The sequence below is a fragment of the Paenibacillus sp. 01T424 genome (genome assembly GCF_056398745.1).
On the sequence record NZ_JBFTPZ010000082.1, the window covers coordinates 1 to 15,278 of the forward strand.

Annotated in this window: 16 protein-coding genes and 3 pseudogenes; 14 read left to right on the forward strand and 5 right to left on the reverse strand. The window is 37.4% G+C overall.

From position 1 onward, the window contains the following. The 3 genes from AC1DPK_RS33400 to AC1DPK_RS33410 form a co-directional block, all read right to left on the reverse strand. Positions 1-260 (reverse strand): hypothetical protein (locus AC1DPK_RS33400; protein WP_477512955.1); only part of this gene is annotated, 260 nt, incomplete at its 3' end. 197 nt (positions 261-457) lie between these two features. Continuing rightward, a complete protein-coding gene (locus tag AC1DPK_RS33405) occupies positions 458-1,234 on the reverse strand; it encodes a hypothetical protein (protein ID WP_441887061.1) in 777 nt (258 codons plus the stop codon). Positions 1,235-1,382: 148 nt separating this feature from the next. After that, a complete protein-coding gene (locus tag AC1DPK_RS33410; RefSeq protein WP_441887063.1) occupies positions 1,383-1,847 on the reverse strand; it encodes a CBO0543 family protein in 465 nt (154 codons plus the stop codon). Between the two features lie 113 nt (positions 1,848-1,960). Here AC1DPK_RS33410 and AC1DPK_RS33415 point away from each other — a divergent pair, with 113 nt between their 5' ends. The 8 genes and pseudogenes from AC1DPK_RS33415 to AC1DPK_RS33450 all read left to right on the forward strand — a co-directional run bounded on the left by AC1DPK_RS33415 (position 1,961) and on the right by AC1DPK_RS33450 (position 8,161). Further along, positions 1,961-2,176 (forward strand): hypothetical protein, encoded by a 216-nt coding sequence (locus AC1DPK_RS33415; RefSeq protein WP_441887065.1) that lies wholly within the window; start codon positions 1,961-1,963, stop codon positions 2,174-2,176. A 620-nt stretch (positions 2,177-2,796) separates the two neighbouring features. After that, positions 2,797-3,759 (forward strand): hypothetical protein, encoded by a 963-nt coding sequence (locus tag AC1DPK_RS33420; protein ID WP_441887069.1) that lies wholly within the window; start codon positions 2,797-2,799, stop codon positions 3,757-3,759. Between the two features lie 148 nt (positions 3,760-3,907). Next, positions 3,908-4,489, forward strand: coding sequence for a hypothetical protein (locus AC1DPK_RS33425; RefSeq protein ID WP_441887071.1), 582 nt, complete (start codon positions 3,908-3,910; stop codon positions 4,487-4,489). A 749-nt stretch (positions 4,490-5,238) separates the two neighbouring features. Beyond that, a pseudogene (locus AC1DPK_RS33430) lies at positions 5,239-5,413 on the forward strand (stage V sporulation protein R); the annotation flags it as partial. A 164-nt stretch (positions 5,414-5,577) separates the two neighbouring features. Next, positions 5,578-6,173: pseudogene (locus AC1DPK_RS33435) on the forward strand (recombinase family protein). Positions 6,174-6,256: 83 nt separating this feature from the next. After that, a complete protein-coding gene (locus AC1DPK_RS33440; protein ID WP_441887073.1) occupies positions 6,257-6,454 on the forward strand; it encodes a hypothetical protein in 198 nt (65 codons plus the stop codon). Positions 6,455-6,722: 268 nt separating this feature from the next. Next, the gene (locus AC1DPK_RS33445) at positions 6,723-7,283 is read left to right on the forward strand and encodes a DinB/UmuC family translesion DNA polymerase (protein WP_441887075.1); all 561 of its coding nucleotides are present in this window, start codon (positions 6,723-6,725) and stop codon (positions 7,281-7,283) included. 191 nt (positions 7,284-7,474) lie between these two features. After that, positions 7,475-8,161 carry a DNA-methyltransferase gene (locus AC1DPK_RS33450; RefSeq protein ID WP_477512956.1) on the forward strand — a complete coding sequence of 229 codons (687 nt, stop codon included), beginning with the start codon at positions 7,475-7,477 and terminating at the stop codon, positions 8,159-8,161. A 145-nt stretch (positions 8,162-8,306) separates the two neighbouring features. Here the strand turns inward: AC1DPK_RS33450 and AC1DPK_RS33455 are convergent, their stop codons facing one another. Then, positions 8,307-10,157, reverse strand: coding sequence for an ATP-dependent nuclease (locus tag AC1DPK_RS33455; protein ID WP_441887079.1), 1,851 nt, complete (start codon positions 10,155-10,157; stop codon positions 8,307-8,309). Between the two features lie 538 nt (positions 10,158-10,695). On the opposite strand from AC1DPK_RS33455, the gene AC1DPK_RS33460 reads away from it, so the two are divergent. Continuing rightward, entirely contained in the window at positions 10,696-11,130 is a 435-nt protein-coding gene (locus AC1DPK_RS33460; protein WP_441887081.1) for a GNAT family N-acetyltransferase, read from the forward strand. 407 nt (positions 11,131-11,537) lie between these two features. Here the strand turns inward: AC1DPK_RS33460 and AC1DPK_RS33465 are convergent, their stop codons facing one another. Next, positions 11,538-12,404, reverse strand: a complete 867-nt coding sequence (locus tag AC1DPK_RS33465) for a helix-turn-helix transcriptional regulator (protein WP_477512957.1) — start codon at positions 12,402-12,404, stop codon at positions 11,538-11,540. A 24-nt stretch (positions 12,405-12,428) separates the two neighbouring features. On the opposite strand from AC1DPK_RS33465, the gene AC1DPK_RS33470 reads away from it, so the two are divergent. The 5 genes and pseudogenes from AC1DPK_RS33470 to AC1DPK_RS33490 form a co-directional block, all read left to right on the forward strand. Continuing rightward, on the forward strand, positions 12,429-13,139 hold the full coding sequence (locus AC1DPK_RS33470) for a DUF4386 domain-containing protein (RefSeq protein WP_441887085.1): 711 nt from the start codon (positions 12,429-12,431) through the stop codon (positions 13,137-13,139). A gap of 247 nt (positions 13,140-13,386) precedes the next feature. Next, positions 13,387-13,788 carry a DUF3888 domain-containing protein gene (locus AC1DPK_RS33475; RefSeq protein WP_441887089.1) on the forward strand — a complete coding sequence of 134 codons (402 nt, stop codon included), beginning with the start codon at positions 13,387-13,389 and terminating at the stop codon, positions 13,786-13,788. A gap of 252 nt (positions 13,789-14,040) precedes the next feature. After that, the gene (locus AC1DPK_RS33480; protein WP_477512958.1) at positions 14,041-14,379 is read left to right on the forward strand and encodes a hypothetical protein; all 339 of its coding nucleotides are present in this window, start codon (positions 14,041-14,043) and stop codon (positions 14,377-14,379) included. A gap of 137 nt (positions 14,380-14,516) precedes the next feature. Then, complete coding sequence (locus tag AC1DPK_RS33485) at positions 14,517-14,747, forward strand: hypothetical protein (RefSeq protein ID WP_477512959.1); 231 nt, start codon at positions 14,517-14,519, stop codon at positions 14,745-14,747. Next, a pseudogene (locus tag AC1DPK_RS33490) lies at positions 14,734-15,278 on the forward strand (hypothetical protein); the annotation flags it as partial. The gene AC1DPK_RS33485 and the pseudogene AC1DPK_RS33490, both read left to right, overlap by 14 nt.

Here is a 15,278-nt window from a genome sequence, read left to right on the forward strand (position 1 = left end):
CAGCCCCAATTATTTCTTCTATCGTCTGTTGTCGCATTTGTCCGATAGTTGTTTGCATTCATACCCGTGTTATTTGCTCCATAGCCATCTCCATAGCCATTCATTTGATTAGTGGTTGTGTTGTTTGTTCCATAACTGTTCATACGATTGTTATCTGTTGTCATCCTATCTACTTGATTTGATTGTTCCGCGAAGGCAGGGAAACACAGTGCGGATGATAGGATTGTAAAGGCAAATAGCAACGAGTAAATTTTTTTCATACTCACTAATTCTCCTTGTGTTCAAATTTTTTTTACCGTTTATAAGTTGCCCTTACTATAAAAAAATATTCTGCTTTTATGTATCTCAATGAATAATCAAATACATGGGAGGGATTTATATATGGCTGAATAACATTTTTTTTGAATGAAACCTACAAGAAAAAGGAGGAGGCTACAAGTTCCTCCCCTCAATTTAGCTAGAGGATGTTAGGCCCAATTACCTCACCGCTGAAATGGACCTCATTGATTACAGGATTAGCGAAATTAGTAATTGGGATTGGTGCACCATCCGTAATTACACTAAATCCGGAGGCTGGGCCAGCTGCTGCAGTTAAAAAATAAATTGAATTAGGACCAGTTAATCCTGTATCGGTACATGCAAAAGTTGTTGTAATGGTTCCTTGCACCAGAGTATTACCTGTTCCTGAGAAGTTAATCTGGGTTACACTTCCGGAGTCTACTACTGAGGCAACACGCACACCTAATAATGGAGCATCTCGAAAAAAGCTGAAGTTCATGACTTGGCTTGCCAAGGCTAATTCGGGGGCAACTTCGCTTATGAAGTTAAAGCTCCATACGATGGTTGCTTTTAATGCCACTCGACTATTTATATTAACATTACTTAAAGTTATTGACTGGTTACTGACTTGAACTTCCGGACCAATCATAGCAGGTGACACTGGAAGTACGATTGTTGTAATGGCTGGACCACCGGTAATCATAGGATCGGGAATCTGAAAAAAATCATAAAAAGTAAGAAGTCCAACTCCTGAAGTACCAGGTAATCCCTGCGGACCGGTTGGACCCTGTGGCCCGGGAGGCCCTGCAGCCCCTGCAGCCCCTTGTGTTCCATTCCGTGCAAGCACTTTAATAATTCGTCTTTTGCGTCTCCCTTTAATTAAGGAATTATGTTTACATCTCTTTGGGCTATTTCTTTTCAAACCTATTTTAAGCCTAGTAGTGGAACATTTCATCGAATACACCTCCTCACATAGATGCCTTATTTTATGATTTTGTTGGAATGGTGTGTTAGACAGTTGACTAGATTTATCGAGAGTAAATGATTGCGACCTAAGTTTTATTCAAAATTAAATAAATTGACGGACAGATTTGAATATTCTATTACTTAACTACTTCAATATGCTCTTTAGCAATTATCCATGCTGTTGTAACACATAGATACGCAATTAAGTAGGAAATGAATGTCCAACCTATATTCCATCCGTTTCCGTACATTACGAATCCAAATAGAAGGGCTGTGTATTCAAGGACAGTGGTGAGTAAGCTGAAAATCAAAATAAAGATAACTGGATGGAGTCGAAAAGTTCTTTTTGAAAGATTGTAAATTAATAGAGAACCTAAAACAGCGTATAGCCCCAAATCCATAGGTAATGCGGAAATAGTTTCATTTTTCTCGAAAATAGGTTTAAAATCCCAAAAACCAAAATAGATGCCTATTGTATTTATAATCATTGAAATTACTGCCGTTACAGGACTAATGACAATAAATAGGATCGGTTGTTTTCGAACTATGAACGATGCTAAAACCCAAGGAATTATGAAGCCAAAAATAATATTGTATAGCATTTTTAGTTTCACTCCGTATTGAAAGTTTTTATATGAAGTATCGTCATAAAAGCGAGTAGATATTCAATTAACTTTATGTTCAAGTCTGAATACGGAAGAACATGGAGGGCTGTATGGAGGAACAAAAAGAGTTAGAGGACATTAAAAACAAGTTGACTGAAATAAAACAATATGATGATTATTTTTGGCTGCGGTATTTGCAAGAGAATACGATTTTTGACACCGATAACATCAAGGCTCAAAAGGATTGGTTAATAGCCAGCCTAGAACGATTTATCCAATTGTCACCAGCAGGTGCTTTCAAGGGCAACGAAGGAGGATCACTATGAGAAATTTTTCAATTCATTGTATCTTGATGCGAAATACGATCTTATATTTGCCGTAGAAGCTGCCAATGAGAGTGAAGCAAGACTTAGAGCTGAAGAGGAATTAAGAAACGACGGGCTACTGGATAAAGTTGATCAAAACTTTGAAATTAACTAAGGAGAGGCTATGTAAAGACCAATTACTAATCAAGATCTCGATGATTATACCGTATCAAAATGTGTGATAAGAAAATGAAACGTACCAAAAATCAAATATACAGTTTTTGAAACGCTTTATAGTGTCTTTTTTTAGTGTATCAAAAAGCATGCTTTTTGAGACTTTGTCCGTTTGGACGGTAATTTCGATGGTCACTTCCGTTTCATTAACTCTACGAAAACCTAAGACTGGAAATATCAAAAGTAAGCTTGAATCTGTAATAATAAGTTAATAGTTTAAGATGCCATGAAACAGCAAAAATAATCAACAAAACGAAACAATAAACAATTTTGTATTTTAAAATAGTTAAACTAAAAAGGGATTTATAACCATCATTGAATCTATTATTTAGAAAAAAACTAGTTGACATGCAAATTGTTTATTACTATATTGGTTTAGAAGGAAAATAATGTATTGTAGGAAGAGCATGAAGAAATGGAGCCTTATTTTACCTGTTGTATTTTTAATGTTTGCTTCTGTTGCCCAAGCCACCGAAAGACCAGAAAAAATTGAAAAAAATGAGAGGAAAATTGTACTTAATGGGGCACTGACAATTACAAAGTATGACGATGGTCGGATTGCACCAGTCTCAACTTTTTTGAATCTATCAGAAATACAAGTCAATCAGGTATTAAGTGAGATGAAACTATCAAACGAACAAATCGAGCATTATTCTCCAGAACTAAAAAAGAGAATTATTAGCCGAGGTGGAGTAGCTGTCGAAATACAAAGCAGTCTAAAGCATTATTACAACAGTGTTGACGGCACTAGATATTTAATTACCGATGAAAATAGAGATGAAGTTAATGCGATTAAAGAGAAAGATAGCCTGACTTTAATGAAGCAAAGTAATGGTGGAATTAGTACGAAAGCTGTAATCCCTATAGATACAGAAAAGGATGGAAAATGGAGCGCATCAACTAGTATGATTTATCAGGGGTTAAGCTCTACAGGACAAGAATTTAAATATGATTTATATACTGAGTATAATTGGGATGGACAACCTAATTATTATTTTAGTGACTCAGTAGTACAATATTGGGATAATGCTACTGGTATCTCAAGTGCATCATCTTACGGGGCTAATAATTGGTTGCCCCAGGTTAATAATACAATTCAGCAGGAAGCTATGACAATTGTAAGGAAATTCGGTCAATCTCAAGGAACCTTCGATCTTAAACATTCTCATCATAATTACGGAGTAATAGTCGATGATCTTAGAGTTCCGAGAACTCTACGAGGCACAAATAAGCAGATACTTGCCAGTTATGCTCACCCATATATTCCTGGTTTTGTAAGCGCTGTAATGGGTATCGCAGGTATGTCATGGCCCGGTTTAATAGGAGACGACTGGTACTTGGATGGTACTTTTACTGTTCAAAACACCTAAATTAATTAGTATCATTTTTAAATTTATCGAGAACTTCAATCTTTATGTAAAGATTGAAGTTCTTTTCCATTTGATACATACTATAGATATTGGTTGAGCGACATTTAGATATATATATATTATCTTAAGTCAGCGACGAGGAGGAACAATGAAGAATAATGATAAGAAGATAATGAAAAAAAGTATATTTATAATATTAGCTGTCATAGTAGTTGCGATTTTATTTATGCTTTCTAATGGTTATGCGTTTACAGAGTCAAGTGCACTTGCATTGTCTAACAAACATAAAAAGAGTCAAATTGTTTATTCAAAAGAGTTTGGCGACATTAATTTGTTAGTTGAGAAAGAACTTAATAAGAAGTATCTCATAGAATTAAAGAAAAAATGGTTTTTATATAAAGTAACAAATAAAGAAGAACTGCTTCCAAGTGGGACAGACAAAATGAAAAGAACATGGATAAGTGTAATGACTAAGCATTCAAACCGAAAATATGAAACAATTATTGCTGCTGAAATTCTTGACCCCCATGTAAAGAAGGTAATTGTAAGCAATGATGATATGCTATTCAAAACTCAAGTCGATATTAAAAAAGCATCAACATTTTTTAAGGAACTAGAAGTTGACAATGGATATGCCGTTTACTACACTAAGATGGATTTTGAAGATGCTTCAAGTTTTATATTCCGTTTAATAGATGAGTCAGGAAAAATTATATATACTGGGCGTTGATTGATAGCATACATTAAATATAAAGAAAACCACTACTGCACTTCAACTGTTAGACACGGAGCATTGATTGAGTTCATCTTCTATACAATTATGCATAAGGTCTTAGTGAAACTTAATGGTCTTAGAGTTGGTGCAAATCGTGCTAAAGGAAAAATAAAGATCACATATGATTGCATTAAGCAAACGGGAATAGATCATTAAAGATGGAACCTCAATAGCATTAGGGTATTCGACTGCCAATACTTCAATACAACACTTCTTACTTAACTTAACTGACTACCACGACTTATGAAACGAACTCGAAAAATGACGTCCAGCTATCTTTAATTTGAATGGTCACATCCGTTTCATTAATTACACCATTTGAATAGGTTGCTACGAATATAAAGATATAATCGCCATCCCGACTCTAATCTTACCTGCGCTTGCTCCTCAAAGATATACCCGTTCCAGGATTTCTGATCGATGGATGACAACTTTGTATTGCCTATTCGAGCAGCTGCTACTTCGACAGAAATCTAATTAAGCAATAAAGCGCCCTACGTTTTCTTATCAAAGGATGGAAACATTAGATGAAATCAAACAATGGATTCGGCTTATCTTCGAGAATTTTGTGTGTTATGTCTTAAAGAAACAAAAGAGAACACAGTCCGAATATGTAGTAAAAGCAGTTAATTATTTGAAGAACCATTATACGGAAAACATCTCACTAACTGATGCTGCCGAATATATTCATCTATAAAGTATAGCTTTATCTTATTCATGAGTATGAAGGGATGGAGCTCGATCTGAAGTATGTGGAGCGTACGCTGCCTCATGTCGTTCAGCTTTGGGTGAAAAACGTTTCATCTGGAGACGTTTGTTGAGGATAAGAAGATTGTGTTCAGCTGTGATGGGAAGAAAACGAGTCGGAAGTTTGTTTGAGGTAAGAGGATAGCTCTTCTTAATTCTGTTTTAAAGAGCTAACACATTTAAATAAATATGTTACAGAAACCCCGATCTCATTCGATCGGTCTTTCTATTTTAGGATAGAGAGGGCTCCCTTAGGAGACATAGATATCGTTATTGTGAAGGTGGAGTTCAAAGAGATGGGCTATGTGTGTGTTTCTTCTAAAGAGCAAAATCCGGAAAGGCAACTACTTAAGTTTCGAGAACTGGGTCTAAATGAGCGATATCTTTTTGTTGATAAATTAAGTGGGAAAGATTTCAATCGACCTCAGTACCAAGCAATGCGTCTTATATGTTGAGACAAGGTGATTTAATTTACATTGATTCATTAGATCGATTGGGACGAGACTATGATGGAATCATAGATGAGTGGAAATATATCACTCGTGAGGTTGGAGCGGATATCGTTTGTTTGGATAACGAGCTGCTATTTGATTCTAGAAAGTATCGGACAATGGGGGACTTCTGAAAGGTTCTGGAGAATCAATTTCTTAGTTTGCTTGCTTATGTAGCAGAACAAGAGCGTAAAAAGAATCTGCAGCGGCAAGCTGAAGGAATTGCAGTAGCTATAATTGAAGGAGTAAAGTTTGGTAAGCCGCGAAAAGAAATCGATACCACCTTTATTAAGGTTTATCAAGATTGGAAAGCTGGACTCATTACTGGAGTAGCTGCTAGGAAGGTATTAGGATTAACGCATAGTACGTTTTGCCGACGAGTAAATGAGTATGAGGGCTAATAATCTGTTAAATCTTTTCTCTGGAATAAGAACGTTAGCTCTGTACATAATAAGAACAAACGTTCTGTTTGGGGGTGAGTCTTATGGACGAGAAATGGATAGGTGCAATTGTTGAGATTGTATATCTCAGCAAGAATAAGAACTTGTCCAAAAGAAAAATAAATATGTTATCGGTGGATCAGGGACACATAAAGGCTTTTTGTCTGGTTAGACAAGGAAGGCGAAATTTTTTAGTTAAAAACATATTAGCTGCAGAGCCCGTGGTGGTATTTATTGGCTAAAAGCAAAGTTATCATGTTAGCGGATCTAGGCCTGTGATAATTATGCGAAGAAAAACAAATCAGGAATGTATGTGCTGACAAAAGAAAATTTGCACGAGACACTCTGGACTTTGCATATTGATAAAATGTTTATGGTCGGCAGCAAGATGACACGACATCTAAATTTTATGGGTCTTGATACTATTGGAAAACTTGCAGGTACACCTTTAGATAAACTTAAATTAATGATGAGGCTAAGTTTGGTAAAAACTCAGATGTTAATGCAGAAATGTATTGGCGCATAGCTAATGGAATTGATGAAAGCCCAGTCACGCCAGGAACTCATCAGGTTGCACCTAAAACAGTTGGCCATATGATGACACTTCCTCGTGATTATCGCAAGCTCGATGAGATAAAGGTAGTGCTCCTAGAGCTTACAGAGCTCGTATGCCAGCGCTGCAGAGGCAAAGGCTATATGGGGCATGTAGTATCGGTGGGTTGCTTAGGGGCTGATTTTGAACGCCCGACAGGTTTTTATCGACAAATGAAAATGGTAGATCCTACAAATGTAACCAATCAAGTGTATAGAGCTGCTGTGGAATTATTACAGAGACATTGGGATGGATTACCTATTCGAAGAATAGGCATCAGTTTATCTCAATTTTCCTCCGACGATGAATATCAAATATCATTATTCGACCAAGACCGAGAAAAAGCACGAGCATTAGAACGTGTAACTGACTTATTAAAACAAAAGCATGGTGACTCAATTATTATAAGAGCTACTTCTGCTACTCCAGCTGGCAAGGCATCAGATCGCAGTATGAAAATAGGAGGTAATTTCAAATAGCAAATCCTCAGATGTGAAGTATTTACAATTTTGAAGGTTAGCATTATACTTATATAAAATCCGGAATGCACCGGTAAAATAAAGTTGTGGGAGAAATCCTACAGCTTTTTTTTTGTGAAAAAAGAGAACACTTGTTCCAAATCGTAGTGTAGAATTTATATATAAGAGACACATATACCAGGAGGAATAGGATGTTATATAACGAAAGCTGTATTGAAGGTTCAAAGAAACATTTAGAAGATAACTCAGTCGATTTATTGATAGCAGATCCACCATATAACTTAAGATTTGGTGGGACAACACAAACGAAAACGAAAAAGCCAAGATTTAATATAATAGAGAATGATATGCTTTCACCGGCGGAATACAAGCGTTTTTGTATGCAATGGATTTTTCAAGCTTACAGAGTTCTCAAGCCAGGACGACATATTTATGTTTGTATTGACTGGCGGATGTATGCAGACATGGTGATTTGGCTGCGTAATGCAGGTTTCATAGTGAAGAACTGTATTGTATGGGATAAAGAACATATGGGCCTTGGTTGGCAATACCGCTATCGCCACGAATTTATCATCTTTGCTGTGAAAGGAGATAAACGTGTCAGACGGATCTCAACACGAAAGCAGACAGACATTTGGCGCATACCACGCATTCATGGTAATAAAACCATACATCCAACGGAAAAGCCTGTAGAGTTGTTAAAGGAAATGATTGTGAATAGTAGTGAGACTGGAGAGTTAATGGTAGATTTTTTCGCAGGTAGTAGGGTTGCGGAAGAGGCAGCCATTATTACAAGTCGGTCTTGGATGGCTTTTGAAATTGATAAAAATTGGTATGATGTTGCAATGGAAAGGATACAAAAGGCGTTGGGAATATAAGTTATAGCTACAGATTGAATTAGCGGATAGGTCTCAGTAACTTTATCACTAGGTTGGCAGTCTAAGTTATAAACACTCGTCCTAGACTGCCATTACAACAAACGAAAGCAAAAAGTCGAACCCTGCCACTTTAAGAAGGAGTTTTTTATCGACTTGGTATATCATCAGATGCCGCAGCTGCAAAAGGATGGTTTATTTCATCCCATACATTTCTTATAAATTGTTCGTGTACTGGTATTTGCCATCCTTGAAACGCATCATGAAGTTCAGACCAATCAGGATTTTCAACTAAATATTGTTGCATTAATTCATCAACAAGATGAACAATCGGAACTTCTAACGGAATACCGTATGCTGATTTAATAATTTGTAACAATCTTAAAGGAAGCTCTTCTAGAGACTTGTCTTTTAAAAACTCATATGCTGCATACGATTTAGAGGTGCCCTTTTCATAAGTTTCGGGCATTTCTGCCTCAAAAGTATGTTGAAGAACAAATTTCTTGTTAGCACGAACAGATGCTAATACTTCAATTTTATAATTTATGGTAATTGCTTGACGAAGGGTAGAGCTAGCTCTTCTTTGCCCATTTTTTCCAAGTTCAGTAATATCCATATCATGAATAACCGTATAGGGAATTCCAAAATTATTTAAGACATTCAATACAACGTACATTGTAGGTTTACCTGCACAGTTTACTATTGAGGTTTTATGAAATACATCAGATGAAAGTAAACCTGAAACCATAAGCTTTTCCGCTATTTGTCTAAATGCGACAACCTCAGTATCGCCTTCAACAAGAATTGCTTGCTGTGCAAAGAAAACTTCATTTAGATGAGGGTTGAATTTCAAGAGGGCTTGAAATTTATCTCTTTCATCCTCAGGTAAGCCATAGATATCAGAACTAACTTGGTTTGCTTTGACATCTTGATTAGAATCTAAAGAGAAGCGAATAAGTGTTCTGTTTGGTTTTGATAAATCGATAAAGTTGGGAGAATGAGAAGTTGCGATAACTTGAAAAAACCGATCATCAGCTAGCTGGTACAAGGTATCCTTAAAAACTCGTGCAATATGCGGATGCAAGTATAGTTCCGGTTCTTCAACTGCAATTATTAACGGCCTACGGGCTGCTATTTGTTCCCTTCCTTCAGGAGGGAATTCGCTTCTATATTTTCGATAGCCTTTTAAAATCGAAACAATAAAAGTACGTTGCACACCATTTCCTTGATGTTCAATAGATGTATTTATGCCGTTATAATTAAAAACAGTATTTACTGAACTACTGATGAATTCTTCAATAGGTTTAAAGTTAACTTTAAAATCAACACTTGTTGAGGTAATGTTATTTAAAAATGATTTCACCTCATTTTGAAAGAAACTTATTCTTTCATTAGTGTGCGAGTTTATTCTGTTTTGTAGTTCCCTATTCGCACGAGTCGCATCTAAGTATTCATTAGTCTCCATAATAACTTCTTTATATAGTTGAGTTAGGGTTTTTATGTAGTCAGAACTATTTTTTATCTCTTCATTTGCATGACGAACTGCTGGTATATAAAGAACTTCAGGGAATACGTTAAGAAAATGAGTGCCATTATTGCCCCCCCCCATCCTCCCGTCCCAACCCTCATTATTCATATCATGAGTAGGTTCTCCTGAGGTTTTGGAAAAGCGTTTTACAGGTTCTCCATATTCATAAACTGCTCGTACAATAAAATGTCCAGTTGGCTCATGAAGTGAATTACGAATCCCATGAAGCTCTAATTCTGCTGCTGTCACATCAATGAATGTTGCGTGGAAACTGATTGCACGACTTGTGTCGTGTCTATAGTAACAGTTTTCATCAAGAGTCTTATCCGCTTTACCAAATTGTTCGATGGCTTGAAGAACTGTGCTTTTACTGCAATTGTTCGGACCAATAATGATGCTGATATTCTCAATATCTAATGATAAATGCTGAATTCCTTTATAGTTATTTATGGTGATTTTGGATAGTTTCATGGATGCCCCCTAGTATGTTTGTTTAATATATCCCTATGATAATGGAAATTTTCTTTTCCTACAATTGGGAAATTGTTAGTGGGGAATAAGTTAGTTCAATTGTCATTGGCTATATATCTTTCCTATGCACATACAAACTAAGAAAAATGGGCGAGAGAATCATGTGAAGATATAATTTTTCTTAACAACTGTCGTACTCCTTAGCTTTTTTACTTCATTTGCTACAGAAGCTTCAGTACATCCAAACCTAAAATTAAAAGCAACTGAAAATGCCTAGCATCAACAATTAAATCCCAGTTATTATCGCGTCGTTAAAGAATTTTTTCAACAAAAAATTTTCCCGAATTAAAAATGTGCAAACTTTTGAAAATTATCTTTTCCCCTCGTCTCCGACCTTATTAGGTCGGTTTTTTTGAATTTTATTTATGTTAAGAGCAAGTCTTTCATTAAACTAACGGGCAGATTAACTTAACAAATAGTGGAAGTTTAATTACCGAAAAAGTACACTTAAAATATTGATGGTTCGAAGGGGGTTCCAATGAGGCTTAATTATAGAAATGCAATTTCTAAAGATGAAGAGGTATTGTTTGATCTATCCGCTAAGCTTTCGACTAGTTTTAAGTTGAATAAAACGGATTTCAGACGAACCTTTCTTGATGTTTTGAGTAACAAAGATGCAGACTTAGTAGTCGCAGAGATTGAAACAGGTATCATTGGATATGTACTAGCCTTCCATCACTCCACTTTTTATGCAAATGGTTTAATAAGTTGGGTTGAGGAATTATTCGTACTAGAAGATTACAGGAGTAAAGGTGTTGGAAAAAATCTTATGGTACTTATTGAAGAAAAAGCAGTTCGGCGTGGTTCAAAGCTGGTTGCACTTGCCACAAGAAGAGCAAGTGATTTCTATAAGGCTATTGGTTATGATGAATCCGCTGTTTATTTCAAAAAGTCTTTATCAAGAGCTGACTAAGCTATCGGGAGATAAGAGGTGACAAAATGGATGAAAGAGAGGCTGCCGGCTTAGAGCGGCGATCTCGTTAAGCTAACGGGAAACGATAGTTCAATTAAAACACAGAAGCAGCCGACCACAATGATCGGCTGCTTCATTACGCTAACGGGCAGTATAGTTGAAGATTAATTCCGGTGAACCGAACCACAAGTAACGGCGATGTGGAGTGTTGACGCTGCTCACTATCAGAATATAGGTCACATAGTTGATATAGTTGATGAAAATGCATCTCGAAAGGGGTGCTCTTTTCGTTACAGCAAGATTTGGAAAGTGTATGTTTAGCCATTATGTTATCTTGTATTCATCAAATCAAAATGAAACAGACTGGAGGGCATAAAAGCGATTACGGTTACCATAAAGCGTCATGATTAATCTGAATCGATAGGTATCCTTTTGATAGGTGCATAAATGTGGTATGCCAAATCAAGATTGTGAATGTCATCAAAAAATTGAATAAGTTCAATATGTGAATCGTCTGCTTCCTGCCTGGAAATCTTTAAAAATCTTGCATAATCAGTTTTGAGAACATCACCTATATCAAGGAGGTCACCAGAATATTTGAACTTGGYACAGAAGAGCCGTGGTACATCAACGGTAAAATAGAATGGTCTATTTATCTGAATATCAAATGGGATCCCGAACAGTACCTTGAAGCGAGATGAATTGGGTTGGCAATTAGAATAAATGACGAAACATGAACCATTAACTGTTTTATCAATGTCATTTAACAGTTTAAGCGAATGAGACCGAATCTTCGTCTTGTAATCATCAGTTGCCAGGTCAACCTCAAAGGCTATGCCGCTCACCCGGATTGAATCGAACTCCGTTAGGGTGAAATCGGTAACAATATCACCATTGATGTTTTTAATGGGTCTTCTAACCACAGAAGGCATTGGTGTTTGAGAAATGTTCATATCACTTACTCTTAGAGAGCTTGGAGCCATACCGTATTGGCGTTTGAAAGCGCGGGTGAAAGATGATTGAGTTCCAAAGTTTAGCTGGTAGGCAATATCTGTTAGTGGTAAATGATCGGTTTGAATGCATTGTAGTGATGCGTTCAATCTTCTGGATAATATGTAGTTGTTTAAAGTACAACCCATCATGGCAGAAAAAAGTCTGTGGAAGTAGAATTTGGACATGTTGAAGGTATTAGCCACAGACTCTAGTGATAGAGGCTGGTCTAAATTGTTCTCAATATGGTTTAAAGCACTCTCTATGACTTCGTATTGGTCCATAATAACCCCCAGGAGGTAAAGTTTATGACGCAAGACAGAATGAATGGGATCATCATCGGTATTTTTTATTTTGTTGCTGCAGTCACTTCAGTCATCGCTGTTATTTCTTATGAGCCGGTATTGTCAGAACAATGGTATATGTCCGTGGCAAATGGATTTAAAACAAAGGTTTTACTCGGAGTCATTAACGATCTCTTGCTCGTTCTGACAGCAGTAGGTACAGCCGTTATGTTGTTTCCTTACCTTCGTCGTTGGAATGAACATCTAGCACTAGGACATCTATGCTTTCGATTTATGGAAGCTGTTCTTATTGCAATAGGCGTGGTCAGTATACTAGGTTTATTGCAACTTAGTATTCATTATGAAGCAAACAGCTTAACAAGTGAAGAAAATCTTCACGAGATCGGTTACATGCTGCAAGCTTTCCATCGTTGGACTTCGATGTTAGGACCTAATTTTATGTTGGGTATCAATACGGCATTGTATAGCTATTTGCTTTTTCGAACAGGTTTAGTGCCAAGACCGCTAGCTCTGTTTGGTATGATTACGGCTGTACTCGTATTTATAGCCGGTCTATTAGAAATGTTCGGTATTGTAGAACCTCTATCTGCAGCAAAAGGATTTATTGCTCTACCTGTGGGTATTTATGAGTTGAGTTTGGCAGCCTGGTTGATTGTGAAGGGATTTCACAAGCAAAACCTCAAGAAACTTAGAGCAAAAATAGAGTTATACTAATGTAGATTTTGGTGGCGAGTGTAATATTGTTTTAGATATACTAAGGTGAACCGTATCACAAAATAAAGGAGTTTTGTTGAACTAACGGGAAACGATAGTTGAACAAACTTGGAGTAGTTTGCTGCGGCAGCTGCTCCCTTTCTTTATTAAACTAACGGGCAGATTACGTTAATGGATTTGCATTTTATTTTGTTGCATGCATAAACCCAAGTCACTTAACGGAAATTACTTCAATGGGGTGATTGTAGTGAATGTTAAAAGCTATATCGGGTTACTGCTAGCAGTCATCATTTCCTTCGTGCTTATACAGCCAGTTTACGCTAAACCACACGAAGAACCATTGGAAAGGCTTGTACTTACTTTGTTAACTCCAAATATAAAGGAACAGATTAATCGATATTATGAAGATAAACTAACAGAGTCACCTACGTTTTCGCCTTTTCTAGGAGGGACTGAATTAAACGTTGAATACCATCCTTCGCATATTGATGTTAATGTTACAGTGATTCCGTATGTGGGACCTCATTTAGATGTAGGGATGGACTCGATGAAGTTTCGTGTAGATAATACAGGAGCTGTAATGATTCTAGAATACAAACACATTAGGGACTATGAGTTGCCTCCATACTGGCAACACATTCTTCGTTGAGCTAACGGTACACTATAGCTTATTTTTGTACTTGCATATGATGGAGGAAATATTCTGTATATAAGAGGTATCCATTCCCCTCGCCTCCATACCCACCATGAAAAAAACCGACCTCATAAGGTCGGTTTTTTTGATTTTTAGTCATGTTATGAGCAAGTCTTTTATTAAACTAACGGACAGGTTAACGCAACAACCGAGCTTTTGCGTTCGTCTTAATGGTACAACAGTATTTTTCTTAAAGGGGGGAGAATTATGAGGATAATAATTATTGTTATGTTTCTGTCATTCTTTGCAGCAGGTTGTAGTGATAATAATGGGTCAAACTCATCAAGTACCTATCCAGCTTCCGTTGCTTGGAATAACACCCTTTATGGATTATCTAAAGAAGAGGTTCCAATTGAAGAAGTAGGCAAAGAGATTGGTAAGATTGAAAGAAAAACAACCCCAATGCCAAAGAAAAATGGAGACTCTAACGAAGTGCCAGCAGGGAGTACACTATTTGAAGTCAAAGGAAAAGACCCTCATGAAGTTATTGCAGTCGAAGTAAATGATAAATATGTTATAGCAACAAAATTGGGACCTATTAATTAAACTAAACGGGCGGCAGTTGCCTGAGCTTGACTCCGCTCAATCCAAACGGATCAATAGGTGCAGTTGCATTGCAAACGAGAGAAGGTTTTTGGTTCCATTATTGGATGTGAAACAAAGGTAGGAGGAAAGGATCTTTTATGGGAAACCGGACATTCCTGATCGTTACAAACGCCGATACAGATTCGGTCGATTATGAGAATACAGATTTCGAGACGAATAATTTTCTCGCTCCAGTATGGTTTTGTCTGGTCAGCCAGGAGCAGTTCCAGCGCTATAGCGGGCAGCTTATGCAAGCATGGAGCAGGATTCAACCCCATATGGACCAACCGGATGTGGAGGATCTCCCTGAGTGGGATGCTGAATGGTGAGCATTTGCCATGGAGAGAACGTACGGCAGCTCAGCCGGARSAAGCTCCGGAAATTCAGCCAGCACAGTCCACTCCTCCAACATCTGGGAAGCGCCAGGCCAAATGGCGGCAGGAGCTCTACATATGGTTGCTTGCGATTYTGTCCGCAGCCCTCTTTCTTACCGTCTATGTCAAGACCTCCAGTGGATGGTTGGCGGTGCTCGGCTTCCTCATCCCCTCAATGTTAATCGTTTTGTGGAATGTGATTTTCGGTTCTAAAAAAACCTCCCGCCAACGGATGGASGCGGCTATGGCCTTGAAGAGGAACAGTACCCGCTCTTATGCTGTGCTCAGGATTGAATATTTCGATGGGCATTCACCAATTGGGGTGGATGGCATGGAAACCGGCCCTTCGGAGAATAAATCATTACCGGATCTTATCCCCTGGCTGCAAATCATTCAAGCGAAAGTGCTTTCATCTCATGAGGTTGGGCTCATGATTTCTACTAAAAATCCACCAGTCTCTACCTTACAACTTCATTTTAAGCTGGA